At 64.3% G+C, this 25,042-nt stretch carries 22 protein-coding genes and 1 pseudogene; 6 read left to right on the top strand and 17 right to left on the bottom strand.

Features of this window, described 5'->3' with window-relative positions:
• Nucleotides 1-3: 3 nt before the first annotated feature.
• The 9 genes from LCM4577_RS26280 to LCM4577_RS26240 all read right to left on the bottom strand — a co-directional run bounded on the left by LCM4577_RS26280 (nt 4) and on the right by LCM4577_RS26240 (nt 6,414).
• Complete coding sequence (locus LCM4577_RS26280) at nt 4-1,332, bottom strand: FMN-binding glutamate synthase family protein (protein ID WP_071035393.1); 1,329 nt, start codon at nt 1,330-1,332, stop codon at nt 4-6.
• Between the two features lie 8 nt (nt 1,333-1,340).
• Complete coding sequence (locus LCM4577_RS26275; protein ID WP_040990872.1) at nt 1,341-2,072, bottom strand: GXGXG domain-containing protein; 732 nt, start codon at nt 2,070-2,072, stop codon at nt 1,341-1,343.
• A gap of 4 nt (nt 2,073-2,076) precedes the next feature.
• Nucleotides 2,077-2,973, bottom strand: a complete 897-nt coding sequence (locus LCM4577_RS26270; protein ID WP_071074100.1) for a glutamine amidotransferase family protein — start codon at nt 2,971-2,973, stop codon at nt 2,077-2,079.
• Between the two features lie 84 nt (nt 2,974-3,057).
• Complete coding sequence (locus LCM4577_RS26265) at nt 3,058-3,387, bottom strand: hypothetical protein (RefSeq protein ID WP_071074099.1); 330 nt, start codon at nt 3,385-3,387, stop codon at nt 3,058-3,060.
• On the bottom strand, nt 3,384-4,073 hold the full coding sequence (locus tag LCM4577_RS26260; protein ID WP_071035397.1) for a hypothetical protein: 690 nt from the start codon (nt 4,071-4,073) through the stop codon (nt 3,384-3,386). Before LCM4577_RS26260 ends, LCM4577_RS26265 begins: the two co-directional genes overlap by 4 nt.
• A gap of 46 nt (nt 4,074-4,119) precedes the next feature.
• Nucleotides 4,120-5,526, bottom strand: a complete 1,407-nt coding sequence (locus LCM4577_RS26255; protein WP_040990879.1) for an APC family permease — start codon at nt 5,524-5,526, stop codon at nt 4,120-4,122.
• 14 nt (nt 5,527-5,540) lie between these two features.
• On the bottom strand, nt 5,541-5,702 hold the full coding sequence (locus LCM4577_RS26250; RefSeq protein ID WP_116390174.1) for a hypothetical protein: 162 nt from the start codon (nt 5,700-5,702) through the stop codon (nt 5,541-5,543).
• Between the two features lie 36 nt (nt 5,703-5,738).
• Nucleotides 5,739-6,116: a hypothetical protein gene (locus LCM4577_RS26245; protein ID WP_041009033.1), complete on the bottom strand. Its 378-nt coding sequence runs from the start codon at nt 6,114-6,116 to the stop codon at nt 5,739-5,741.
• A 10-nt stretch (nt 6,117-6,126) separates the two neighbouring features.
• Nucleotides 6,127-6,414 carry a hypothetical protein gene (locus tag LCM4577_RS26240; RefSeq protein ID WP_040990885.1) on the bottom strand — a complete coding sequence of 96 codons (288 nt, stop codon included), beginning with the start codon at nt 6,412-6,414 and terminating at the stop codon, nt 6,127-6,129.
• A gap of 295 nt (nt 6,415-6,709) precedes the next feature.
• Here LCM4577_RS26240 and LCM4577_RS26235 point away from each other — a divergent pair, with 295 nt between their 5' ends.
• The 4 genes from LCM4577_RS26235 to LCM4577_RS26220 are packed head-to-tail and all read left to right on the top strand — an operon-like array spanning nt 6,710 to nt 10,492.
• The gene (locus LCM4577_RS26235) at nt 6,710-7,843 is read left to right on the top strand and encodes an aminomethyltransferase family protein (protein ID WP_071074098.1); all 1,134 of its coding nucleotides are present in this window, start codon (nt 6,710-6,712) and stop codon (nt 7,841-7,843) included.
• A 40-nt stretch (nt 7,844-7,883) separates the two neighbouring features.
• On the top strand, nt 7,884-8,480 hold the full coding sequence (locus tag LCM4577_RS26230; RefSeq protein WP_071035402.1) for a dimethylamine monooxygenase subunit DmmA family protein: 597 nt from the start codon (nt 7,884-7,886) through the stop codon (nt 8,478-8,480).
• On the top strand, nt 8,477-9,442 hold the full coding sequence (locus tag LCM4577_RS26225; RefSeq protein ID WP_071074097.1) for a PDR/VanB family oxidoreductase: 966 nt from the start codon (nt 8,477-8,479) through the stop codon (nt 9,440-9,442). The genes LCM4577_RS26230 and LCM4577_RS26225 overlap by 4 nt, the downstream gene beginning before the upstream one ends.
• 9 nt (nt 9,443-9,451) lie before the next feature.
• Nucleotides 9,452-10,492 (top strand): DUF3445 domain-containing protein, encoded by a 1,041-nt coding sequence (locus LCM4577_RS26220; RefSeq protein ID WP_040990894.1) that lies wholly within the window; start codon nt 9,452-9,454, stop codon nt 10,490-10,492.
• Nucleotides 10,493-10,661: 169 nt separating this feature from the next.
• On the opposite strand, the gene LCM4577_RS26215 is transcribed toward LCM4577_RS26220, so the two are convergent.
• Nucleotides 10,662-11,384 carry an XRE family transcriptional regulator gene (locus tag LCM4577_RS26215; RefSeq protein WP_071035405.1) on the bottom strand — a complete coding sequence of 241 codons (723 nt, stop codon included), beginning with the start codon at nt 11,382-11,384 and terminating at the stop codon, nt 10,662-10,664.
• A gap of 258 nt (nt 11,385-11,642) precedes the next feature.
• Here LCM4577_RS26215 and LCM4577_RS26210 point away from each other — a divergent pair, with 258 nt between their 5' ends.
• Nucleotides 11,643-13,001 (top strand): NAD(P)-binding domain-containing protein, encoded by a 1,359-nt coding sequence (locus LCM4577_RS26210; RefSeq protein ID WP_071074096.1) that lies wholly within the window; start codon nt 11,643-11,645, stop codon nt 12,999-13,001.
• Between the two features lie 84 nt (nt 13,002-13,085).
• Here LCM4577_RS26210 and LCM4577_RS26205 read toward each other — a convergent pair whose 3' ends face one another.
• The gene (locus LCM4577_RS26205) at nt 13,086-13,883 is read right to left on the bottom strand and encodes a DUF427 domain-containing protein (RefSeq protein WP_338012046.1); all 798 of its coding nucleotides are present in this window, start codon (nt 13,881-13,883) and stop codon (nt 13,086-13,088) included.
• 206 nt (nt 13,884-14,089) lie between these two features.
• Nucleotides 14,090-15,747 (bottom strand): annotated as a pseudogene (locus LCM4577_RS26200) (ABC transporter substrate-binding protein).
• A 125-nt stretch (nt 15,748-15,872) separates the two neighbouring features.
• Here LCM4577_RS26200 and LCM4577_RS26195 point away from each other — a divergent pair.
• Nucleotides 15,873-16,826 carry a LysR family transcriptional regulator gene (locus tag LCM4577_RS26195; protein ID WP_071074094.1) on the top strand — a complete coding sequence of 318 codons (954 nt, stop codon included), beginning with the start codon at nt 15,873-15,875 and terminating at the stop codon, nt 16,824-16,826.
• A gap of 59 nt (nt 16,827-16,885) precedes the next feature.
• On the opposite strand, the gene LCM4577_RS26190 is transcribed toward LCM4577_RS26195, so the two are convergent.
• The 5 genes from LCM4577_RS26190 to LCM4577_RS26170 all read right to left on the bottom strand — a co-directional run bounded on the left by LCM4577_RS26190 (nt 16,886) and on the right by LCM4577_RS26170 (nt 24,891).
• Complete coding sequence (locus LCM4577_RS26190; RefSeq protein ID WP_071074093.1) at nt 16,886-18,919, bottom strand: ABC transporter ATP-binding protein; 2,034 nt, start codon at nt 18,917-18,919, stop codon at nt 16,886-16,888.
• On the bottom strand, nt 18,912-19,793 hold the full coding sequence (locus tag LCM4577_RS26185) for an ABC transporter permease (RefSeq protein WP_071074092.1): 882 nt from the start codon (nt 19,791-19,793) through the stop codon (nt 18,912-18,914). Before LCM4577_RS26185 ends, LCM4577_RS26190 begins: the two co-directional genes overlap by 8 nt.
• Nucleotides 19,790-20,743 (bottom strand): ABC transporter permease, encoded by a 954-nt coding sequence (locus LCM4577_RS26180; RefSeq protein WP_116390173.1) that lies wholly within the window; start codon nt 20,741-20,743, stop codon nt 19,790-19,792. The genes LCM4577_RS26185 and LCM4577_RS26180 overlap by 4 nt, the downstream gene beginning before the upstream one ends.
• Nucleotides 20,744-20,755: 12 nt before the next feature.
• Complete coding sequence (locus tag LCM4577_RS26175; protein WP_071074091.1) at nt 20,756-23,110, bottom strand: molybdopterin guanine dinucleotide-containing S/N-oxide reductase; 2,355 nt, start codon at nt 23,108-23,110, stop codon at nt 20,756-20,758.
• A gap of 119 nt (nt 23,111-23,229) precedes the next feature.
• Nucleotides 23,230-24,891, bottom strand: coding sequence for an ABC transporter substrate-binding protein (locus LCM4577_RS26170; RefSeq protein WP_041006025.1), 1,662 nt, complete (start codon nt 24,889-24,891; stop codon nt 23,230-23,232).
• Between the last annotated feature and the right edge of the window lie 151 nt (nt 24,892-25,042).

Raw genomic sequence — 25,042 nt, 5'->3', positions numbered from 1 at the left:
GTCTTAGAAGCCGTTCTTCCCCGGTATCCAGTTGGTGCCGGCCAAAGGCACGCCGGCCATGGCGGCGGCTTCGATCGAGAGCGCGACGAGATCCTCGGGCTCGAGATTGTGAAGGCTGTTCTTGCCGCAGGCGCGGGCAATCGTTTGCGCTTCCAGCGTCATCACCTTGAGGTAGTTCGCCAGCCGCCGTCCGGCCGCGATCGGGTCGACCCGCTTCATCAATTCGGGGTCCTGGGTGGTGATGCCGGCCGGGTCCTTGCCTTCGTGCCAGTCGTCATAGGCGCCAGCGGTGGTGCCGAGTGCGTTGTAGTCCGCCTCCCAGCGCGGATCGTTGTCGCCCAGCGCGACGAGGGCCGCCGTGCCGATCGACACCGCGTCGACGCCGAGCGCCAGCGCCTTGGCGACATCGGCGCCGTTGCGGATGCCGCCGGAGACGATCAGCTGCACCTTGCGGTGCATGCCGAGGTCCTGCAGCGCCTGCACCGCCGGCCTGATGCAGGCAAGCGTCGGCTGGCCGACATTCTCGATGAACACTTCCTGGGTCGCGGCCGTGCCGCCCTGCATGCCGTCGACCACGACGACGTCGGCGCCGGCCTTCACCGCGAGCGCGGTGTCGTAATAGGGGCGGGCGCCGCCGACCTTGACATAGATCGGCTTTTCCCAGTCGGTGATCTCGCGCAGTTCGAGGATCTTGATCTCGAGATCGTCCGGCCCGGTCCAGTCGGGATGGCGCGAGGCCGAGCGCTGGTCGATTCCCTTGGGCAGCGTGCGCATCTCGGCGACGCGATCGGAAATCTTTTGTCCGAGCAGCATGCCGCCGCCGCCGGGCTTGGCGCCCTGGCCGACGACCACCTCGATGGCGTCGGCGCGGCGCAGGTCGCGCGGGTTCATGCCGTAGCGCGAGGGCAGGTACTGATAGACCAGCGTCTTGGAATGACCGCGCTCCTCCTCGGTCATGCCGCCGTCGCCCGTCGTGGTCGAGGTGCCGGAAAGCGTGGCGCCGCGCCCGAGCGCCTCCTTGGCGGGGCCGGAGAGCGAGCCGAAGCTCATGCCGGCAATGGTGATCGGGATCTTCAGCTCGATCGGCTTCTTGGCGTGGCGCGACCCCAGCACCACGTTCGTGTCGCAGCGCTCGCGATAACCTTCGAGCGGATAACGCGAGATCGAGGCGCCGAGGAACAGGAGGTCGTCGAAATGCGGAACCTTGCGCTTCGCGCCGGCGCCGCGGATGTCATAGATGCCGGTCGCGGCCGCGCGGCGGATTTCGGAAAGCGTGTAGTCGTCGAAGGTCGCGGATTTGCGCGGCGTCGTCGGAGGATTGTGATAGGCCATTTCTGTCCTCAATACGCGTCGGCGTTGTCGATGTTGAAATTGTAGAGCTTGCGCGCCGAGCCGTAGCGCTTGAATTCCGATGGCTTCACGTCGCTGATGCCGGCGCGGTCGAGCAGGCCCTGCAAGAGTTCGATATGCTCGGGCCGCATCTCCTTGGCGATGCAGTCGGCGCCGAGGCTCTCGACCTTGCCGCGCACGAAGAGCCGCGCCTCGTAGATGGAGTCGCCCAAGGCATCGCCAGCATCGCCCAGCACCACCAGATTGCCGGACTGCGCCATGAAGGCTGACATGTGGCCGATATTGCCGCGCACGACGATGTCGATGCCCTTCATCGAGATGCCGCAGCGCGACGAGGCGTTGCCCTCGATGACCAGCAGGCCGCCGCGGCCGGTGGCGCCGGCATACTGGCTGGCATCGCCCTTGATGACGATCGAGCCCGACATCATGTTCTCGCCGACGCCGGGACCGGCCGAGCCGTGCACGGTGATCGTCGCGCCGTCATTCATGCCGGCGCAGTAATAGCCGACGCTGCCGCGCACATCGATGCTGACCGGCTGGTCGACGCCGACGGCGACGGAATGGCTGCCCTTCGGATTGAGCACTTCCCAGGCCGTCTCGTTCGAGCCGGGGGCGAGATTGTGCAGAGCCTGGTTCAGCTCGCGCAAAGACTGTTGGCCGAGGTCGAAGACCCTCGCATGGCCTTGCTCGCGCTGCGCCTTCGGCATGGGTGTTGCAGGCATGAATTCAATGCTCCCAGAAATAGACGGTTGCGGGCTCCGGTTCCCAGACCCTCGCATTGTCTATGCCGGGCAGCTTGGTGAGCGCACGATATTCAGAGCCGAAGGCGACATACTGGTCGGTCTCGGCCATGACGGCCGGCTTGCAGGCGATCGGGTCGCGCACCACGCCGAAGCCGTTCTTGGTGCCGACGACGAAGGTGAAGAAGCCGTCGAGGTCGGAGAGCGTGCCTTCCAGCGCCTCGCCGAGATTCTTGCCATGCGCCATCCGGTTGGAGAGATAGGCGGCCGCCACTTCCGTGTCGTTCTCGGTCTCGAAGGTCATGYCGTCGCGGATCAGCTCGCGGCGCACATTGTTGTGGTTGGRGAGCGAGCCATTGTGCACCAGGCACTGATCGGCGCCGGTCGAGAAGGGATGCGCTCCCATCGTCGTCACCGCCGATTCCGTCGCCATGCGGGTGTGGCCGATGCCATGCGTGCCGGTCATCGCGCGCACGCCGAAGCGTTCGACGACGGCCTCGGGCAGGCCGACTTCCTTGTAGATCTCCACCGCCTCGCCAGCGCCCATGACGCGGATGTCGGGCCGGAGCGTCTGCAGCGTCTCGCGCGCGGCGTCGACCTTGTCCGGCGTGGTCCGGATCACCGCATGCGTGGACTTGACCGCGACGCTCACCGGTGCGCCGATCGCCTTGGCGAGCTCGGCGTCGAGGCCGCGGAAATCGCGATCGGGCTTCGGCGACTGCACGGTGATCTTGGCTTCATTGCCGGTGGCCGCGCCGTAGATGGCGATGCCGGCGCTGTCGGGCCCGCGGTCGCTGAGCGACACCAGCATCTCCGACAGCATGGCGCCGAGCTTCGGCTCCAGCGCCTTGTCCTTCAAGAAAAGTCCGACGATCCCGCACATGCCAGCCTCCAGCGTTTTTTGCTCTCTGATGATGTACCCAATGAGTTTGCCAAATTCAATGGTATGAAAGAAATTTTCCTGTCGTTATATATTGGGCGACGCATTGCCGTCGGCACTATCGCTGTCCGGACGCGCCTTGTGAACCCAGATCGCATGGCGGATGCGCGCAAGCCGATAGGCGTCGAGGATCGAGAAGGCATAGATCAGGAAGCCGCCGGCATGGCGGCCGATGAAGCTGGCGTCGGCCGGCGCCATCTTGGTCGTTATCCAGCCGAGGATCACCATGAAGAAAAGGAACTGCAGGCCGCGCGCCGGCACGCCGAGCATGACGTGGCCGCTTGCCGGCAAAACGATCGCGGCGCCGAGCACGAAATAGGGATTTATCGGGGCAGGGGTGGCGGTTCCGTCGCTCATGCCGCCCGCCTTTCGCGCCGGTTGATGGCTTGGCGAAGCGTCGAGGCCGCCTCGAGCAACCGTTTGATCAAGGCCGGATCGATCCCGGCATCGCCGAAGGCGGCCTGCCGGAACACGCCGTAGCGCGCGCGCTCGGCCTCGGCCAGCCGCCACACGATGCGCACGCCCTTTGGCGTGATCAGCAATTCCTTGGCGCGGCTTTCGGCAAAGATGTCGGTGTGCGTGGCGATCAGATCCTGCGGGAACGCGACGCCTTTGCGGTCCGTCTTGAGCACCGCATCGGCGGGAAAGCCCAGCACTTTCGGCAGCGTGTGCGCAAGATGATCGAAATTGGAAAATGTCGTCGCCGAATTCGGCCGCATCATCATGTCGAAGACACCCGGCACCGCGACCGGCTCGGTGATCGAAACGCTGAGCCAGCGCGTCGGCAGCTTTCGCGTCGCCAGCGTGTCGACGATGGTGCGCAGCTGAACGCGCTGACCGTTCCAGGAGCCGGCCCAGGTGACGACGCCGGCCGTGCCGTCGGAAATGTCGGCGGCATCGGGAACGACGCTGCGGACGCTCGCCATATCGGCGGCCAAGGCCGCCTTCGCCCTGTTGCGGCCGGCGCGCGCCAGCCAGGCAATATGGCCGGCGACCCCCAATGCGATCGCCCCGGCAAGCAATACTGATGTCAGTTCCGACATTTCGACACGCCATGGCCCGCCGTCGACAGGCGGGCCTTCACTCCACTCAATAACCCTGCGGCTTCGGCCACGGCATGGAGAACTGGTCGCCGCGCCGCACGAACTTGTAGCGGTAGAAGTGGAACCACAGCGAGATCAGGAAGTAGAACACCGTCATCGCGATCAGCTGCGAGCCGAAGCCGAGGAAGATGGCGAAGAACGTCACCATGCACAGGCAGAACAGCACGATCGCCGGCAGCGGATGGAAGGGATGCGTGTAGCCGCGACGGATCGTGCCCAATGGCCACTTCCTGCGGAACATCATGATGTTGATGCTCATGAAAGTGTATTGCAGCACGCCCGACAGGATCGAGAAGGTGATCGCCTGGTTGAGGTCGGCGATGAAGGCGAAGGCCAGCGCGATCGGCAGCAGGAACAGGATCGAGCGATAGGGCGTGCGATACCTCGGATGCACCGCCGAGAACCAGCTCGGCAGGTAGCGGTCGCGGCCGAGCGAGAACCAGGCGCGCGCCGCGTCGTTGATGCAGCCATTGGCCGAGGCGAGTGCTGCCAGCAGTGTGGCGACGAACAGAAGTTCTTCGAGCAGCGGGCTGCCGGTCAGCTTGCCGGCGTCCCACAGCGGATAATAGGTGATGCCGAGATATTCCCAGGGCATCAGCGAGGCGCAGACATACCAGGTCATCGCCGCGGCGATCAGAAGCGTGATCATGCCGGCCATGGTGCCGTAGGGCAGGGAGCGCGCCGGCGAGCGCACTTCCTCGGCCGCCTGGGTGGTGCCCTCGATGCCAAGATAATACCAGATGCCGAACTGGAAGGCGGCGATGACGCCGATCCAGCCATAGGGCAGCGCGTTGCCGGGCGTGACCAGCTCGTTGAGCTTCAGCACCGCGCCTTGCGTCCATGGGCTGACGGAGAAGAACAGGATGACGATCGAGATATAGGCGATCGCGGTGATGACGAAATTGACGTTGAGTGTCATCAGCACGCCGCGATAATTGAGCCAGGCGAGCACCACGATGGTGGCGGCGATGAAGGAATTATGCGTCAGTCCTTCGGCGCCTGCCTTGGCGACGATGGTATCGCCAAGCAGGATCGCATCCGACACTTCGAGCATGGTGTAGGCAAAGACCAGGAACAGCGCGACGTTGAAGGCCATCAGCGGCCCGACGATGTGTTTGGCCTGCGCGTACTGGCCGCCGGCGGCGGCGACGGTGGATGTCACCTCCGAGTCGATCATGGCGACCGATGTGTAGAGCAGTCCGACGATCCAGCAGACGATCAGCGCTGCGAGCGCGCCGCCCTTGTCGGCGGAGAAATTCCAGCCGGTGAACTCGCCGACCAGCACGATGCCGACGCCCAGCGCCCAGACATGCGCCGGGCCCAGCACCCGAAGCAGCGAGACCCTGTCGCCATGGATCGTCGTCGTCTGTCCCGTATCAACAGCAGCCGTCATTGCTCAGTCCCCACTCAGATCCGGTGCYTTTCGGAAACGGCTTCAAGCTCGCCTTCGCGCGAGGATGTCAGCACGGCCTCGGAATAGGTCGTGTCGACCTTGAACCAGTCGTAGAGCATCCACGCCRCAAGCACGGCCGAGATGCCCCAGCAAACGTAAGACAGTCCCATCCACATGATGTTTTCCCCGGACTATTGGTCGTCGTCGAAGGTCTATTTGTCGTCGAACTTCTCGTTGATGACCTCGCGATATTCCTTATCGGAGGCGCGGAACAGGAAGACGAAATAGGCGATCAGCACGATCGCCATGATGATCAGCGTCGGCCAGTCGATGATGTAGTGGAAGCGATTCTGGATGATGTCGTGCGCCGTCTCCGGCGTGTAGCCGAGCTTCTCCCAGATCGATGCCATGGTGGCGTTCTGGCCGAGCGCGTCCCAGGTCTTGGCATCAAGCGGGTCGATCGACTTGGCCGCTCCGGCGAGGCCGAGCTTCAGCGGCAGCCACAGCGCCACGAAGATAGCGACCACCACGACGGCGATGTCGAGGATCTGTCCGGCCTTGCTCTGCTCCGGCGGGGTATAGCGGGCCATGGTTTCTCCCTCAGGATTGACGGTTGCGGGCCGCGTCGGCGTTCTTGATGTCGAGCCCGTAGATGAAGTCCTTGTCTTCCTTGTAGTGGTTGAGCATGGCGAGGATCGCCGCGGTGTTGAAGATCAGCACCGCTGCGGCCGCGATCGCCACCACGAGCTTGATCCCGCCGTCGGGGATGTAGGTCCAGGTCATCAGGAGGACGAAGAGGATCGTCGCCCACAGGCAAACGATCAGGAGCACGGATCCGCGCACGTCGGAACGGTACAGCGCTTCAATGCGCTGCTGCAGGTCGGACATCGGTTTTCCCCTTCTGGCGACGTCCGGCCCCGAAATCGACCGGGCGTCCACTCTTTCAACAGAGTGAAATTTTTTTCATAAGTTCTGCCCGATTCCCGAAATTGTCAAGCCGGATTTACGCATCGTAAACCGTTTGTTCCCAGTCAAGAAACTTGCCTGACAATGAAATTATTTGCTTCAAGGGGATTGCAGGGCTTCGCCGTTTGCGGTCAATATTCGAGCAAGCTCCGCCGCCAAGCAGGAGCAGGGAACAGCAACCGCTTAAAGCGACCTAGATTGCACGGAGGACGATCGGATGACGGCATCCTGGAGATTCTCGACCCTGGCGGATCGCCATCGCGCGCTCGGCTCGAAGCTCGAGGACTGGAGCGGCATGGGCACCGCCTGGACCTATGACAAGGACGCCGACGAGGAATATATCGCGATCCGCACCAAGGCCGGGCTGATGGATGTCTCCGGCCTGAAGAAGGTCCATATCACCGGGCCGCACGCCTCGCATCTCATCGACCTCGCCACGACGCGCGACGTGGAGAAGATCTATCCCGGCAAGTCGGCCTATGCCTGCATGCTGAACGAGGCGGGAAAATTCACCGACGACTGCATTCTCTACCGCATCAGCCCGAACTCGTGGATGGTCGTGCACGGCTCCGGCACCGGTCATGAGGAGCTGCAGCGCRCTGCCATGGGTCGCGATGTCTCGCTGCGCTTCGACGACAATCTGCATGACCTCTCGCTGCAAGGCCCGACCGCGGTCGACTATCTCGCCAAGCATGTGCCCGGCATCCGCGACCTTAACTACTTCCATCACATGCAGACGCAGCTCTTCGGCTTGCCCGTCATGATCTCGCGCACCGGCTACACCGGCGAGCGCGGCTACGAGATCTTCTGCCGCGGCCAGGACGCCGGAACGATCTGGGACAGGATCCTCGAGGAGGGCAAGAGCGCCGGCATCATTCCTTGCCGCTTCACCACGCTCGACATGCTGCGCGTCGAGAGCTACCTGCTCTTCTACCCCTACGACAATTCGCAGAAATATCCGTTCGAGAACGAAGGCCCTGGCGACACGCTGTGGGAGCTTGGCCTCGACTTCACCGTCAGCCCCGGCAAGACCGGCTTCCGCGGCGCTGAAGAACACTACCGGCTGAAGGGCAAGGAACGCTTCAAGATCTATGGCGTGCTGCTCGACGGCAAGGAGCCGGCCGACGAGGGCGCGCCCGTCTACCGCGACGGCAAAAAGGTCGGCGTGGTAACCTGCGCCATGTATTCGCCGCTGGTCGAGAAATCGATGGGCATCGCCCGCCTCGATGTCGATTGCGCCGTCAAGGACACCAAGCTCGAGATCCGCAACAGGAGTGGCTCGATCAAGGCGACGGCGCAACCGCTGCCGTTCGACGATCCGAAAAAGACCAAGCGCACGGCAAAGGGCTGAGGCATCATCACGGGGAGGGGATCTAGGATACGAAGGACGAATGGCAGCCAAGACGATCATCAGCCGGCCCCTCTACGGAACGCTCTCTCCGCAGCCGGGTAAGCACCATCTCTTCATCGCCGACGCTGAAGGCGCGCTGGCGATCACTGACATGGCCGGCAAGGCGCTGCCCGGCTTTTTCGACGGCGCCGAGATCGTCTTCATTCCGGGGCCTGAGGGCAAGCACGTCGCCGCCCTCGAAGCGCTGAAGCCGGCGCAGCTCCATATCGCGCCGTCCTTCGCCAGCCTCTTGCCGCGGCTGAGGCAAACTCTGACCAACGCCCATATGGGGTTGCGCCTCTATCTTGCCGGCACCGAGGGCCTGATCGGCCAGGCCATGCAGGCGGCGCTCGAAGCCGGCATCGACCACACCTCGATGCAAACCGAGCATCGCGGCTCGCTGGCGCGCCGCGTGCAATGCGTGCACTGCAAGGGCATCACCGAGAATGTGACCACGCAGCCGGCGCTCTGCTCGCATTGCGGCCTGCTGCTTCTGGTGCGCGATCACTATTCGCGCCGGCTCGCCGCCTTCCAGGGCGTCTGTATAAACGCCGAGGATCGCTCCGAGATTCCTCCGATGGAGGAGGCCTTCCCATGAGCACCGGTACCACCAAGCTCGACGTCGTCGTCAGCGACGTCGTCCCTGTCAATGAGCTCGTCACGCGCTTCCATTTCCGCCGCCGCGACGGCGGACTGCTGCCGACCTTTTCCGGCGGCGCCCATGTCGTGGTCGAAATGCGCGACGGCGACCGCACCCGGCTCAATCCCTATTCGCTGATGGGCTCGCCGCTCGACACGCGCGAATACACGATCTCGGTGCGGCGCGACGATGTCGGCCGCGGCGGCTCGCTGTTCATGCACCGGCAGGTCAAGCCCGGCCTGGAGATGGTGATCAGCTATCCGGTCAATTTGTTCTCGCTGGATCTGAGAGCCAAGAAACACCTGATGCTGGCCGGCGGCATCGGCATCACGCCGTTCATGGCGCAGACATCGCAGCTCGCCGGCGCCGGCGGCAATTTCGAATTGCATTACACCTGCCGCACGGCTTCGCTCGGCACCTATGCCGATGTCTTGCAGCAGCGCTACGGCAACCGGGTCAGGCTCTATCACGACGACCGCGAGGAGCGCATCGATCTCGATAAGCTTTTGTCCTCGCAACCGCTCGGCACGCATCTCTATGTCTGCGGTCCGGCCGGCATGATCAACTGGGTGCGCGATCGCGCCGCTAGCCTCGGCTGGCCGCCRGAGACCGTGCATTTCGAGCATTTCGCGGCGCCCCAGYCCGGCGCGCCTTTCGACGTGACCTTGGCCGTCAGCGGCAAGACGATCCGCGTCGGCGAGCAGCAGAGCCTGCTCGAGGCGATCGAGGCCGCCGGCGTCGACCCGCCTTATCTGTGCCGCGGCGGCGTCTGCGGCCAATGCGAGACCAATGTCATTTCCTCCGATGGCAAGTTCATCCACAACGATCACTGGCTGAGCGAGGAAGACCACCGTTCCGGCTGCAAGATCATGCCTTGCGTCTCGCGCTTCGAGGGCAAGTCGCTGGTCCTGGAAAGATAGGAGGCGTCAATGGGCATCACCTTTCGCAAGGAAACTTTCCGCGACGACTACACCTTCAGGAACAGYCCGGAGCACATCAGGCGCTTTCCCTTCCCGTTCAACGAAGACGCCTACATGTACGCGGTCAACATCGAGCCGCATGTCGTCGGCCCGAAGGGCAGCGTTCTCGAAAACCTGATCGACGTCGACGAGCACTATGTCGCCGAGATGCAGGACCGCGCGCTGGTGCTGGCCGAGGATCCGCTGCGCTGCCAGTCGCTGCCGCACATGACCTTGGCCGGATGGGACCTGCTCGAGCTTCTGATGGAGCAGCAGGCGCTTGGCTATCCCGAGCATTTCACGCTGGAGCGGAACGGCGACCGCTGGCGCTGGATAAACCGGCCGCTCGGCATAGACGACACCTTCACCTTCGGCGACACCTCGACGCTGCCCTATGGCCCGATGGAATACATCACCCGCCAGAGCCAGGGCGATTTCTGCATCCTCGACCAGCGCGACGGCAATCTGTGGATGGATGCCGGCATGGTCACCACCCAGGCCGACTGGTCGCTCGATTTCGACATCGGCATGAATTTCTTCGAATGGCACGCGCCGGTGCCGCTGGCGCATGAGAAGGGCATCTTCACCCGCGCGTTGAAATTCCTCACCAACATCCAGCAGGGCAAGCCGGCCCGGCGTCTCAACTGGACGATGACGATCAATCCGCGCCTCGACACCAGCCCCGAGAATTATCACAAATGGGGTCCGGACCGCGCCACCGTCACGCCGGAGAATGTCGGCCAGAAGGTGCATCTGCGCGTCGAACTGCAAAGCTTCTGGCGACTGCCGCGCTCCAACGCCATCGTCTTCCCGATCCGCTGCTACCTGATCAAGATGGACGAATTGGTCACGCAGCCGAAATGGGCGCGCCGCCTGCACCGCGTCATCCGCGACCTGCCGGAAGAACTCGCCACCTACAAGGGCCTGACGCGGTATCGGCCGACGCTGGTGGAGTGGCTGTCGAAGCTCGATGACGGGAGTGCGACGAGTCCAGGGTTTGGGCCGGATTAGGGGGGACTCCCCCTCATCCGGCCGCTTCGCGGCCACCTTCTCCCCGAGGGGAGAAGAAGTAGGCGCCGGCGCCGACGATCTCCTCTCCCCTGGGGGAGAGGTCGGATTGCCCCGAATTGCTCTTGCAATTCGGCCTTGGCAATCCGGGTGAGGGGCTGCGGCGGTCCAATCACCCTGCGCTGTTCTGCGGATAGCAGATGATCGACAGATACCGCATCGGCAGCTGCGTCAGCTCTTCCGGTCCGTGCGGCGCGTCGGCGTCGAAGAACAGGCTGTCGCCCGGCTTCATCGGATAGAGATTGTTGCCGTGCCGGTAAACGACCTCGCCCTCGAGCATGTAGAGGAACTCCATGCCGGCGTGCTGGAAGGTCGGGAACACGTCCGAATTCTCGGTCAGCGTGATGAGATAGGGCTCGACGACGACGCCGCTGGTGTTGGCGCCGATATGGCCGAGCAGATTGTACTGATGGCCGGCGCGGGTTCCGCGCCGCTCGACATCGACGCCTTCACCCGCCTTGACGAAGACGGCGCTGTGCTCTTCCTCGAAACGCCGGAAGAAGGCGGTCACCGGAACGCCCAGCGCCCGCGACAGCGCCTGCAGCGTCGTCAACGACGGCGAGGTGATGCCGTTCTCGATCTTCGACAGCATGCCGAGCGAAATGTCTGTCGCCGCGGCGAGATCGGCGACGGTGATGCCGAGCTTCTTGCGGAAGGCCCGCACCTCATGGCCGATCGCCACTTCGAGCACCTTTTCGCGCGTGTCGCGAATGGCGTGCGGGTCCTGTGTCAGCGGCGTGCGGATCGTCCGCCCGTCGGCCGAAACGCGTTTCGGCGGCGCCTTGGCCTTGGCGGCCGCAGCGGCGGGCTTTGTGTCAGAAGTCTTGTTCGCCATGTCGCCCCCGAATCCGCGGATTTATTTCACTCAAGGTGAACATATTCGGTGGCGATACGGAAGCGCAACCACCACGGCAAGCCGCTGGATGTCGCGGGCGCGCCGGCCTGAACGTGATGGCCGCCGCCTTTGCTCAGAAAAACCGTTTCACGCAAACGCCGTTGCCGCAGATGTTTGTTGACAGCACCGAAGACCTAATTACTGTCACTGTCAGTGAAATTTGTTTCGCTGGGGAAATCAAAAAAGAGGAGGCMTGCAATGAAATCTCGTGTTGCCGTCATCGGCGCCGGACCGTCCGGTCTGGCGCAGCTTCGGGCCTTCAAGTCGGCCGCCGACAAGGGCGCCGAGATCCCGGAAATCGTCTGCTTCGAGAAGCAGTCCGACTGGGGCGGCCTGTGGAACTACACCTGGCGCACCGGCCTCGACGAGCATGGCGACCCGGTGCACGGCTCGATGTACCGCTATCTGTGGTCGAACGGCCCAAAGGAATGCCTCGAATTCGCCGACTACACCTTCGAGGAGCATTTCGGCCGGCCGATCGCCTCCTATCCGCCGCGCGCCGTGCTCTGGGATTACATCAAAGGCCGGGTCGAGAAATCCGGCGTGCGCGAATGGGTGCGCTTCAACAGCCCGGTGCGCATGGTGACCTATTCGGACGAGACCGGGAAGTTCACCGTCACCGCGCATGACCGCACCAACGACGTCACCTACTCGGAAGAGTTCGACAACGTCGTCGTCGCTTCCGGCCATTTCTCGGTGCCCAACGTGCCGTATTTCGAGGGCTTTGCCACCTTCAACGGCCGCATCCTGCACAGCCACGATTTCYGCGATGCGATGGAGTTCAAGGGCAAGGACATTCTGATCATCGGCCGCYCCTATTCGGCCGAGGATATCGGTTCGCAGTGCTACAAATACGGGGCGAAATCGATCACCTCCAGCTACCGCTCAAAGCCGATGGGCTTCAAATGGCCGGAGAACTGGAAGGAAGTGCCGCTGCTGCAGAAGGTCGTCGGCAAGACGGCGCATTTCAAGGACGGCACCACCAAGGATGTCGACGCCATCATCCTGTGCACCGGCTACCTGCACGCCTTCCCCTTCCTGACCGACGACCTCAAGCTCAAGACCGCCAACCGCATGTGGCCGCTCGATCTCTACGAAGGCGTCGTCTGGGAGAAGAATCCGAAGCTGTTCTACATCGGCATGCAGGACCAGTTCTACACCTTCAACATGTTCGACGCGCAGGCCTGGTACGCGCGCGACGTCATCATGGGTCGCATCAAGCTGCCGTCGGCCGAGGCGATGGCCGAGCACAGCGCCAAGTGGCGCGCCCGCGAAGAGACGCTGGAGGATGCCGAGCAGATGATCTGGTTCCAGGGCGATTACACCAAGGAGCTGATGGACCAGACCGACTATCCGGGCTTCGACGTCGAGGCGGTCAACCGCACCTTCATGGAGTGGGAGCACCACAAGATGGAAAACATCATGACCTTCCGCGACAACGCCTACCGCTCGCTGATGACCGGCACCATGGCGCCGGTCCACCATACGCCGTGGCTGCAGGCGCTGGACGATTCGATGGAGAGCTATCTCGAGGTGAAGGGCGTGGCGGCCGAGTAGTTCTCGCCATTCCAGCATAGCCACAAACAGAAAGGGCAGCTCGGCGATATGCCGGACTGCCCCTTGATCGTTTTGAGCTTGCGCTCAGAAATACCCGTCCGACGCTGCCGTCGCTTCCTTCGGGATCTCCACCCCGTCGACCAGGATCTTGTCGACCAGCTCGTGGTGGAAGCACACGAGGCCCTTGATGCGCTCGGCCTCGTGCACCGGCTCTGGATAGTACCAGACGAGGTTCTCGTGACGCTTCTTGGGCGTCGTCACATGGTAGTAGTTGGAGATGCCCTTGTAGGGGCAGCGCGAGATGTAGCGGCTGGGCGAAAACATATCGAGCCTGGTATCCGATATCGGCAGATAGTGGCGCACCGGATGTCCAGTCTCGAACAGGAACACGCCGCGCCGTGAATCGGCCACCTGCTCGCCGTCGAGGATGACCTGTACGCGCCGCGAGGAGGGCAGGCAGTCGACACGGCGGAACGGGTCGCGGGCATGGACGAAGATCTCTTCGTCCTCTTCATACCAATGGGTCATCTTCGGCCAGTAGAAGGAGATGTAGTCCTGGATCGGCGGGCAGCCCTTGACGGGGTTGAGGTATCGCCAGGCGCCGTCCTCGACCAGCGTGATGCCGGTGTTCAAGGAATAATGCGTGGCGACGCCCTTGAACGGGTCTTCCGTCGTTGTCTTGCTCGGCAGCAGGAACTCCTCGCGCATGTCGCTCATCGGGAAATAGTAGACCGGCAGGTGATCGCTTTCCTGGAACACCAGCGCCTTCGTGGTGTCGGCGACGATCATCGGCCCGACCTGCACCCTGATCCGCTTGGGCGAGGGCATGGTGAAGGCGACGTAGCCCGGTTCGAACTCGTACTGCACGATATTGTCGAGGATCGGGAAATGCGGCCCGCGGCCGCGCAGATGGGGTTTGCGAATGGTCGTCGTCCTCTTCTCGTCGTTTGCCACTAGAGCATGATGCCGAAAAGTGTGAAGCGGTTTTCGGACGGCATCATGCTCCATCTCTTTGATTGGAGAGCCAGACGATTTCTGGTCGGTCCGACCCGAAATCGTCCGGCTCGGGTTCTTTCGCGCAACCGTAGTCATGACGTCACCGATACACGATCGAGCAGCAGGCCGGCGGCGATCGGCGGCAGGCCGCTGACATTCTTGCGCACCGGCACCAGGAGGTCGGGGAAATAGCTGAAGATCACGGGCGTCTCGTCCAGCAGCAGTTTCTGGATGTCGGAAGCGGCCTTGCGCTGGGAGTCGAGGTCGAGCGCCTTGAGATAGCTGTTGACCATCCCGTCATAGGTCGCGTTCTTGAAATGCGCCGCGTTCCACGGACCGTCGCTGACCAGCGGGCTTTTCAGGAACACGTTCGGCACGCTGCGATGCGCGTAGTCGGTGATGCCGAGCGGGCTGTCCAGCCAGTCCGACTGGCCGAACACCGCCTTGCCGTAATATTTGTCCTGGTCTTCGATGTTGAGCGAGATGCGCGCGCCGATTTCCTTGGCGAAGTTCTGGAAGAGCTGCGCGTATCCGGGGATGTCGGAATAGCGCAGCGTCGTCAGCGTCATGTCGAAGCCGTTGGCCAGGCCCGCCGCCTCCATCAGCTGCTTGGCCTTGGTGAGGTCCTTGGTGCGCTGCGGCACCGACTTGTCGGTGACCGGGAAGGCGGGAGCGAACGGGCTGTCATTGCCGGTGGCCGCCATGCCGCGACAGAGACGTCGACCAGTTGCGAGCGGTCGATGCACAAGGCCAGCGCCTGGCGCACGCGCTTGTCGGTGAAGGGCGCCATGTCGCAGCGCATATGGAGCTGGCGATGCGCGGTCGAGGCGACGCGCAGCACGGTGATGTCCGGATTGCCGAGCACTACCTGGCTGACGTCGAGCGGGATCGCGTCGAGGACGTCGACCTCGCCCGCCTGCAGTGCCAGAATCCGCGGCTGCACGTCGGCATAGAATTTGAACTCGAGCCGGTCGGGCAGCGCCTTCTCGCCCCAATAGTCGGGATTGCGCACGAAGTTCGCGCCGACCTTCGGCGTGTAGCTTTCGAGCCGGAACGGCCCGGTGCCTTCGAATGTCTTCTCGTAGTCGCCCTTGTAGCTCGCCGGCAGGATGACGGCGTTGTAATTGTCGATCGACACCGAATAGGGGAAGCTGCCGTTCGGCGCGTCGAGATGGAATTCGACCGTGTGGTCGTCGACCTTGCGCGTGCTGCCTTTCGACAGCAGGCCCTTGAACACCGACAGCGCGTTGGACGGGCCGTTCGGATCGGCGAGGCGGTCGAAGGTCGCCACGACGTCGTCGGCCTTGAAGTCCTCGCCATTGTGGAATTTCACGCCCTTGCGCAGCTTGAAGGTCCACACGCTGCCGTCGGCATTGGGCGACCAGCTTTCGGCGAGCACCGGCTTCAGCGTCAGGTCGGGCTGCGTCACGCACAGGAACTCGGACGTCTGGAAGGCGAGCTGGTAGCTGCCGCTATCATAGAAGGTGACCGGATCGATGGCGCCGCCAGGCACGGCGACACCGGCACGCACCGTGCCGCCGGGCTTGCCTTCGGCGCGCGCTTGCGGAACACCAAGGCCGACGGCCGAGGCTATGCCGCCAAGGAAGGGCAGCGACAGGCCGAGCACGCTGCCATGGCGCAGGAATTCGCGGCGGCCGATCCTGCCGGCGAGCAATTCGTCGATAGCGGAATTTTCGATTGCGCCGAGGGTCTTGCGGGCGGTGTCGATCGTCCTGAAATGCTTCGGCATGGCGGCATTCCCTGTTTGTCGCGGGGGCTTTGCATTCTGGTCACTGTTGACCGCGACCGCAAAGCGATATTTTTTGATTGCGGCCATCGGAAATTTCGATGGCGGTGGTTTTGAGGGCAGGGGTGATGGATACCGAGAATCTGCGCAGTTTCCTGGAGGTCGCGGCGCATGRCAGCTTCACCGTCGCGGCGAGCCGCCTGAACCTTGCCCAGTCGACCGTCAGCGCGCGCATCCGCGGCCTGGAGGAGCAGTTGGGGCGCAAGCTTTTCGTCCGTGACAGCGATGGCGTCACGTTGACGCCGGCCGGCCGGCAGTTCCTGCCGCATGCCTCGACGATCACCCGCACCTGGGAGCAATCGCGCCAGGACATCGCCGTTCCCGATGGCTACGAAACGCTGCTCAGGCTCACCGCGCCCGCCTATCTCTGGGACAGCATCACCTCGCCCTGGATCGACTGGATGCGCGCGAAGCGGCCGAACGTGGCGCTCAGGCTGGAGGGCAGCTTCCCCGATCTGGCGGTCGACCAGATCGCCGAGGGCCTGCTCGACATCTGCATCCTCTATCTGCCCAAGCCGCATCCCGGCATCGTCTATGAAACGCTGGCCGTCGATCAGGTGGTTCTCGTCCAGCACACGGCGCAGTCCGGGCCGTGGACGCAAAACTATATCCTGATGGACTGGGGTCTGGAGTTCCGCATCGAGCACGATCGCGCCTTTGCCGGCATGGTGAAGCCGGCGATCTCGGCCGGGCTCGTGTTCATCGGCCTGCAGCACGTCCTGTCGCAGAAGGCGGCCGCCTATCTGCCGTTGAGCGCGGTCAGCACCCATATCGAGCGCGGCGAACTGAAGCGCGTCGAGGACACGCCGGTGTTCCAGCGCCCGATCTATCTTGCCTATCCGGAGAACCCCGCATCTTCCGATGCGCTGGACGTTGCGCTCACGGGGCTGCGTACGCTCGCCAGGCACCTGTCGAGCGATCAGGCTTTTGCGGAAAGCGACCGCGCCTTTAGTATGGCAAGCATGTCTCCTGAAAGTGGGCACCGGTTTCAGGATAAAGACATGCGTAATCAAAAAATCTAAAGCGCGTCGCGATCTGACAAATCGCGACGCGCTTTAGCGTGGCAGCGTTCTGATCGCGATCACGCCGGCTCCACGGCCTTCGGCTTTTGCAGCCGCGCCAGTTCGTCGTAGGGGATATGGCAGCGGATGGTGTGCCCCGGCTGGGCCTCGGCGAGCTCCGGCTCCTTTGTCTCGCAGATCGCGCCGATCTTGCGGGGGCAGCGCGTGTGGAAGACGCAGCCCGTCGGCGGGTTGGCCGCGCTCKGGATCTCGCCGTCAAGACGGATGCGCGCGCTCTCGCTGCGGTCGAGCTTCGGCACGGCCGACAGCAGCGCTTCGGTGTAGGGATGGTGCGGCCCGGAGAAGACCGCTTCCGACGGCCCGAACTCCATGATGCGGCCGAGATAGAGCACGGCGATCTTGTCGGAGAGATAGCGCACCACGCCGAGGTCGTGCGAGATGAAGATGTAGGAGACATCCTGTCTCGACTGCAGGTCGGCCAGAAGGTTGAGGATCGCCGCCTGCACCGAGACGTCGAGCGCCGAGGTCGGCTCGTCGCAGACCACGATGCGCGGATCGCCGGCGAAGGCGCGCGCGATCGCCACGCGCTGCTTCAGCCCGCCCGAAAGCTGGCGTGGCTTGACCGCCAGGTGCCGGTCGGTGAGCCGCACCGAGCGGACCAGCTCTTCCAGGCGGTTGTCCAGCGTCTTGCCGGTGAGCCCGCCCAGCCGCTTCAGGGCGCGGGAGAGGATATGCCGGATCGAATGCGAGCGGTTGAGCGCGGAGTCCGGGTTCTGGAAGACGATCTGCACCGCCTTGACCTGATCCTCCGAGCGGCTGGCAAGCCGTGGCGCGAGCTTCTTGCCTTCGAGCTCGATCGAGCCGCCGTCGTCCGGCGGGACAAGGCCGAGCAGGAGCCTGGCGAAGGTCGTCTTGCCGCTGCCGGATTCTCCGACCAGCCCGAGCGTCTCGCCGGGCCTGAGGCTCACCGAGACGTCCTTCACCGCCCTGAGCGGACGGCCGTGGCTGGCATAGGTCTTGTTCAGCCCCTCGACCTGCAGCACCGGCGGCGCCTGCTTCGGCTGGGCGGCGGCGATCTCGGCGGGCGTTGCGCGCGGCAGCGACTGCGCGTGATCGTGATAGTGGCAGCGCGACAGGCGGCCGTCRCCGAGCTCATAGAGCGGCGGCGGCTCGGCGCGACAGCGTTCGGTGRCCAGAGCGCAGCGGTCGGCGAAGGCGCAACCGACGATGTTGGCGCCGATGCCGGGCAGGAAGCCCGGGATGGTGTCGAGCCGGCCCTGGTCCTTGCGCTGGCCGCCGCGCGGCAGGCAGCGCAGCAGGGCCACCGTGTAAGGATGGCGCGGATCGTTGAAGACGTCTCTGGTCGAGCCTTCCTCGACCAGCATGCCGGCATAAAGCACGCCGACGCGGTCGCACATGTTGGAGACGACGGCGAGGTTGTGGCTGATGAACAAGATTGAAGCCGACAGCTCGCGCCGTAATTGGCCGATCAGGTCGAGCACCTCCGCCTCGACCGTGGCGTCGAGGCCGGTCGTCGGCTCGTCGAGGATCAGCATCGAGGGATCGTTGGCCAGCGCCATGGCGATCGCCACGCGCTGCTGCATGCCGCCGGAGAGCTGATGCGGATAGCGCTGCATGACGCCTGCCGGATCCGAGATACGCACCCGGTTCAGCATGGCGAGCGCCTTGTCCTCGGCCGCCTGTCCGGTGACGCCGGCAAGCTCGAAGATTTCGGTCAGCTGGCGGCCAATGCGCAGCGACGGGTTTAGCGCCTTGCCGGGGTCCTGGTAGACCATCGACACGCTGTCGGCGCGGGCGCGCCTGAGCGCCTCCGCATCGAGCTTCATGACGTCCTTGCCGTCGAGCGCGATCGAGCCGCCGGTGATGGAGCCGTTGCGCGGCAGGTAGCGCACCACTGAAAGCGCGACGGTGGATTTGCCGCAGCCGGATTCGCCGACCAGCCCATAGGCCTCGCCGGCCTTGATGGTCAGGTTGACGTTGCGCAGCACCGCGCGGTTGCGGCGGCCGACGCGATAGGCGACCGAAAGGTCCTTCAGCTCGAGCGCGTTGGCGGCTTGCCTGGGGTCAGTCATTGAACGCTCCATGCACGCCGTCGGCCACGAGGTTGACGCCGATCACCAGCGAGGCGATGGCGAGCGCATCGAACAGCACCGTCCACCAGAAGCCGCCGCCGATCATGCCGTAATTGGAGGAGATCGACAGGCCCCAGTCTGGCGACGGCGGCTGGATGCCGAAGCCCATGAAGGAGAGGGTCGCGACCGCGAAGATGGCATAGCCAAGCCGCACCGTCGTCTCGACCAGGATCGGCGGGATGACGTTGGGCAGGATCTCGACGAACATCGTGTGCAGCGCGCCCTCGTGGCGCAGCTTTGCCGCGGCCACATAGTCGAGCTCGCGTTCGGCCAGCACCGCCGAACGCACCGTCCTGGCGATGATCGGCGCGAAGCTCAGGCCGATGACGACGATGACGGTGATCTTGGAGGTGCCGAGCGCGACGATGGCGAGCAGCGCGATGATCACCACCGGGATCGCCATGAAGGCTTCGAGCACGCGGCTGACGATGTCGTCGACGATGCCGCGGAAATAGCCGATGACGAGGCCGAGCGCGGTGCCGGCTATGGTCGCCAGGATAGTCGCCAGCGGCGCCACGGTGAGGATGTCGCGTGAGCCGACAATGACGCGCGAGAACACGTCGCGGCCGAGCTGGTYGGTGCCGAACCAGTGATTGGCCGCCGGCGGCGTCAGCGCATCGATGATGTCGCTGGCCAGCGGATCGTAGGGGACGAAGTGCTGGCCGAACAGCGCGCAGACGATCCAGAAGACGACGATGCCGAGCCCGGTCAGGAAGGTACCGGACCGTAGCAGCGAATGCAGCACCTCGCCCCAGGGACTGCGCTGTGCGGTGTCGGGCGTCGGCAGGCTGACAGGCGTGTCGGTGGCGCTCATTGCTCTGCTCCCAGCCGGATGCGCGGATTGAGCACCGAATAGAGGAAGTCGGCGACCAACGTGGCCACCGCATAGACGATGCCGATGGTCAGGATGCCGGCCTCGAGCATCGGGAAATCCTTGCCGCGCGCAGCGGTGAAGATCAGCGAGCCGATGCCCTGGTAACGGAACAAAGTCTCGATCACCACCAGGCCGCCGATGAGATAGCCGGTCTGGGTGGCGATCACGGTGATGGTCGGCAGCAGCGCGTTGCGCAGCACATGGCGCCAGATCACCGTGCGCCACGGCAGGCCTTTGAGCACGGCCGTCCTCGTATAGTCGGAATCGAGCGCCTCGATCATGCCGGAGCGCGCCATGCGCGCGATGTAGCCGAACAGCACCAGGAACAGCGGCAGCGAGGGCAGGATGAGGTAGTAGAGCTGGGTGAAGAAGCCGGCGCCTTTCGGCCAGGCGGCGGCGATCGGCAGCCAGCGCAGCCACACCCCGAAGATCAGGATCAGGATGATGCCGGTGACGAACTCGGGCAGCACCGTGACCGACAAACCGCCAAGGCTGATGATGCGGTCGAGCGGCCTGTTGAAATTGAGCGCGGCGATGACGCCGCCGAGGATGCCGATCGGCACCACCAGCACGAAGGCGACCAGCGCCAGCTTCATCGAATTGCCAAGCGCATCGATGACGAAGGGCGCCACCGGCGCGCGGAATACATAGGACGTGCCCATGTCGCCATGCAGGAAGTTCCAGATCCAGCTTCCGTATTGGACAAGCAGCGGCCGGTCGACGCCGAGCGAATGGTTCAGCGCATCCACCGCGCGCTGGTCGGCGAACGGCCCCAGGATGGCACGCCCGACATTGCCCGGCAGCACCTGGCCGCCGAGGAACACCATGACGCTGAGCAGGAACAGCGTGACGAGCGACAATGCCAGGCGCCGGACGAGGAAAGCTGGAATGGCGTCGTCTCCTTATGAAAGACCTTTGCGCCCGGACATGCCGGGCAAATCGGATAAATCAATAGTGGCAGGCGGATCGAAGGCTGTCACGGGCGGAACGGTTCCCGTAAACCGCGACACCTGAACCAGCGTCGAATTGCAGGTCGGCGACTGCGCAAGCCGCGACGTGCCGCGATCGGGCGTCAGCACATTCGGATTGCCGTGCTTTTCGAGGCCTTCCGGCTCGCCTGGCCGTGCCGGGTCGAACCAGGCTCCGGTCGGCAGTTGCACGACGCCGGGGGTCAGGCTGTCGGTGAGCACGGCGCCGGCGAGGCACGATCCGCGCTCGTTGAAAATCTTGACCACCGCGCCGCCCACGATGCCGCGTGCCGCCGCGTCCTCGCGATTGATCAGCAGCGGCGCGCGGCCCGCGACCTTGCCCGCCCGGCTGACCGACCCGTGGTCGTACTGGCTGTGCAGCTTGTCGGCCGGCTGCGGCGACAACAGATGCAGGGGAAACCGTTCGGCAAGGTTCTCATTGCCGAGCCATTCGCGCGGCTCGCGCCAGACGGCGTGGCCGGGACAGTCGTCATAGCCGAAGGACTCGATCGTCGCCGAGAACAGCTCGATGCGCCCGGACGGCGTCGCCAACGGATGCTGCTCCGGATCGGCGCGGAACGCGCCAAGAAAGGTCTGCGACGTCACCGAGCGCGCAAGGTCGGCATGGCCGTCGTGCCAGAAGCGCTCGAAGGGCGGCATCTCCACGCCGGCAGCATTGGCATTCTCTACCGCCTGGCCATAGAGGTGCCGGATCCATTCGTCGGCGCCGCGTCCTTCGGTGAAGGCTTCGCTTGTATCTAGGCGCGCGGCGAGGTCGGCGAAGATGGCAAAATCGTCGCGCGCCTGCTGGAACGGCTCGATCGCCTGCTTCATGGCGACGATGAGGTTTTCCCGGTTCGAGAAGGCGAGGTCGTTGCGCTCCAGCGGCGTCGTCACCGGCAACACGATGTCGGCGTGACGCGACGTCGCCGTCCAGAATTGCTCGTTGACGATCACAGTCTCGGGCCGCTGCCAGGCCTCGACCAGACGGTTTAGGTCCTGGTGGTGATGGAACGGATTGCCACCGGCCCAGTACACGAGCCTGATGTCGGGATAGGTCARCCTGGCGCCGTTGAAGTCGAACGATCCACCGGGGTTGAGCAGCAGGTCGGCCATGCGCGCGACCGGGATGAAATGCGCCACGGCATTCCTGCCCTGCGGCACCGAGGGCCAGCGGAACCCCATCTCCGGCCTGCCGGCGCCGTTGGTCGAGGAATAGCCGAAGCCGATGCCGCCGCCCGGCAGTCCGATCTGCCCGAGCAGAGCGGCGAGCGTGATCGCCGCCCAGTAGGGCTGCTCGCCATGATCGGCGCGCTGCAGCGACCAGCTGACCATCAGCATGGTGCGGTTGGCGGCCATGTCGCGGGCGAGCGCTTCGATCGTCGCGGTATCGACACCGCTGAGTTTCGCCGCCCAGGCTGGATCCTTCGGCTGGCCGTCGCTATCGCCCAGTATATAAGCGCGCACGGTCCCGAAACCTGTGCAGTAGCGCGTCAGGAACGCCCCGTCGTGCAGGCCCTCGCGGATCAGCACATGGCAGAGCGCCAGCATCACGGCGGTGTCGCTGTTCGGCCTTAGCGGCAGCCATTCGGTCTCGGTCCCGCGCGGCGCGTCGTCGCGCACCGGCGAGACGTTGATCAGCCGCGCGCCGTTGGCGACGGCGTTGCGCAGCGCCGCCGAAGCCTCGTGCCGCGCCGAGCCGCCGCCCTGCACCTGCGTGTTGCGCCAGGGCAGACCGCCGAAGGCCACGATCAGCTTGGCATGTTCTTCGATCCCGTCCCAGGTGGTGTGATTGCCGGTCAGCGCATCGGTGCTGCCCAGCACATGCGGCAGGATGATCTCGGCAGCGCCATAGGAATAGCTCAGCACCGAGCCGGTATAGCCCCCGATCGTGTTGAGGAAGCGGTGGACCTGCCCCTGCGCATGGTGGAAGCGCCCGGCGCTCGCCCAACCATACGAGCCCGCATAGATCGCGCTGTTGCCATGCGTCGAGCGGACGCGCTGCAGCTCGGCGGCCACGATGTCGAGCGCGGTTTCCCAGGAGACTTCGACGAAGGGTTCGTCGACGCGCCTGCTTGCCGGGCTGGACCTGTTTCCCTCCAGCCAGCCGCGCCTGATGGCCGGGCGGGCGACGCGCAACTCGCCCTGCACCGTGCCGAGCATCGACCGGCCGATCGGCGACGGGTCAGGATCGCCGCTCCATGGCTCGACGCCGACGAGCCGGCCGTTCTCGGCGCGGACCTCGTAGGTCCCCCAATGCATTGTGGTGAGCAGGGTAGCGGTTCCCATGGGTCGCATCATCCCGCTACGGCCATCTACGGGCAAGGCGTTTGGCACCCTGTCGCGCTTGGCCGCGAAGCGCCAGCCCTTCCGAAGCCGGCGCTTGCGGGATTACGCTTGCCTCATGCTCAGCCTTTCGACGCCTTGTCGAGGAACAGCTGCGACATGGCGGTGGGCTGCACGCCGGCCACGCCTTTCGCCGTCGCCGTCAGATAGTCGTAGAAATAGCCGAAGATCACCGGCGTTTCCTCGAGCAGCAGCTTCTGGATCTTGCCGGCGTCGGCCTTCTGCGCCTCGAGATCGAGGGCGGCGATATAGCTTGTCGCCAGTTGATCGTAGTCCTTGTTCTTGAAATGCGCGGCGTTCCAGGTGCCGTCGCTCTTCAAGGGCGCCGCGAGATAGACATTGGGCACGCCGCGATGGCCGTAATCGGTGATGCCCATCGCCGAATCCAGCCAGTTCGACTTGCCGAACACGGCATCGCCGTAATAGGCGCTCTGGTCGAGGATGTTGAGCTCGAGCTCGATGCCGATTTCCTTGACCCAGTTCTGGATGAGCTGGGCGTATTCCGGGATTTCCAGGTAGCGCTCGGTGGTCAGCGTCATCTTGAAGCCTTGAGCGAGGCCGGCCGCTTCCATCAACTGCTTGGCCTGGGCGATATCCTGCTTGCGCTGCGGCACGCTGGTGTCGGTCGAAGGGTAGACGGCGGCGAACGGGCTGTCGTTGCCGAGCGCCGAGCGTCCCTTCATCAGGCCGGCGGCGAGCTTCTCGCGGTCGAGGCAGAGCGCGATGGCGCGGCGCACGCGGGCATCCTTCGTCGGGCCTTCGTCGCAATGCATATGCAGCTGCTGATGCGCCGACGACTTCAGGCTGATGATGTCGACATTCGGGTCGTTGAGCACGGCGACACCCGCCAGCACCGGCATCTGGTTGATGATGTCGATCTGTCCGCCCTGCAGCGCCAGGATCTGCGGCTGGATGTCGGTGAAGAAGGTGAATTCGGTGCGGTCCGGCAGAGCCTTCTCGCCCCAGTAATCGTCATTGCGCACGAAGGAGGCGCCGACCTTGGGTGTGTATTTCTCGATCTTGAACGGCCCGGTGCCGTCGAAGCTCTGTTCGTAACCGCCCTTGTAGCTCGCCGGGATGATGACGGCGTTGTAGTTGTCGGACGACAGCATGTAGGGGAAGTTGCCGTTCGGCGCGTCGAGGTGGAATTCGACGGTGTAGTCGTCGACCTTCTTCGAGGCGCCCTTCTGCAGGATGCCGGTGAACACCGACAGCGCGTTGGACGAGTTTGCCGGATCGGCGAGACGGTCGATGCTGGCGACCACGTCGTCGGCCTTCATCTCGCCGCCCGAATGGAATTTCACGCCCTTGCGCAGCTTGAAGGTCCACACCGTGCCGTCGGTGTTGGGGGACCAGCTCTCGGCCAGCGCCGGCTTCAGAACGAGGTCCGGACCGTCGACGCAAAGGAACTCGGCGACCTGCTGCATGACGAGCAGGCCGCCGGCGTCGGCGATGGTGACCGGGTCGATCGCGGCGGCCGGCACGCTGCTGCCGACGCGGATGGTGGCGCCGGGCGCGCCGGCGCGCGCGAGCGACGGCGCGGCGCCGAAACCGGCGGCCATGCCGATGCGGCCGAGCAGCGGCAGCGACAGGCCGAGCAGGCTGCCGTGGCGCACGAATTCGCGGCGGCTGATGCGGCCGTCGATCAGGCCGTCGATGAGATGGTTTTCGAGCGGCGTACGCCCGCGGCGGAGGAGATCGAGAATGCGGTAGTTCTTGCTCATGGGTCTAGGCCCTTTCCCCAGTTGTTGTGGTTGGCGGGTGCATTCAATTTGCGAGTTCCATGGAGTTCTCCGGTCCAGGCACTCAGTATCGGTCGATGTACAGTAGCATGCGGTTCCGACTGGTCCATCCGCTCGTTGGGACGGAAAAGTC

Origin of the sequence: Mesorhizobium sp. LCM 4577 (assembly GCF_001854795.2) — a bacterium.
Lineage (GTDB): Bacteria > Pseudomonadota > Alphaproteobacteria > Rhizobiales > Rhizobiaceae > Mesorhizobium > Mesorhizobium plurifarium.
Note: the sequence above shows the minus strand (reverse complement) of the source record. Positions and strands in the feature narration are given on the sequence as shown.

Bases quoted from the DNA above. Each gene is read 5' to 3' on its own strand.
- LCM4577_RS26280 (WP_071035393.1), bottom strand. From the start codon at position 1,332: ATGGCCTATCACAATCCTCCGACGACGCCGCGCAAATCCGCGACCTTC.
- LCM4577_RS26275 (WP_040990872.1), bottom strand. From the start codon at position 2,072: ATGCCTGCAACACCCATGCCGAAGGCGCAGCGCGAGCAAGGCCATGCG.
- LCM4577_RS26265 (WP_071074099.1), bottom strand. From the start codon at position 3,387: ATGAGCGACGGAACCGCCACCCCTGCCCCGATAAATCCCTATTTCGTG.
- LCM4577_RS26260 (WP_071035397.1), bottom strand. From the start codon at position 4,073: ATGTCGGAACTGACATCAGTATTGCTTGCCGGGGCGATCGCATTGGGG.
- LCM4577_RS26255 (WP_040990879.1), bottom strand. From the start codon at position 5,526: ATGACGGCTGCTGTTGATACGGGACAGACGACGACGATCCATGGCGAC.
- LCM4577_RS26245 (WP_041009033.1), bottom strand. From the start codon at position 6,116: ATGGCCCGCTATACCCCGCCGGAGCAGAGCAAGGCCGGACAGATCCTC.
- LCM4577_RS26240 (WP_040990885.1), bottom strand. From the start codon at position 6,414: ATGTCCGACCTGCAGCAGCGCATTGAAGCGCTGTACCGTTCCGACGTG.
- LCM4577_RS26230 (WP_071035402.1), top strand. From the start codon at position 7,884: ATGGCAGCCAAGACGATCATCAGCCGGCCCCTCTACGGAACGCTCTCT.
- LCM4577_RS26215 (WP_071035405.1), bottom strand. From the start codon at position 11,384: ATGGCGAACAAGACTTCTGACACAAAGCCCGCCGCTGCGGCCGCCAAG.
- LCM4577_RS26170 (WP_041006025.1), bottom strand. From the start codon at position 24,891: ATGAGCAAGAACTACCGCATTCTCGATCTCCTCCGCCGCGGGCGTACG.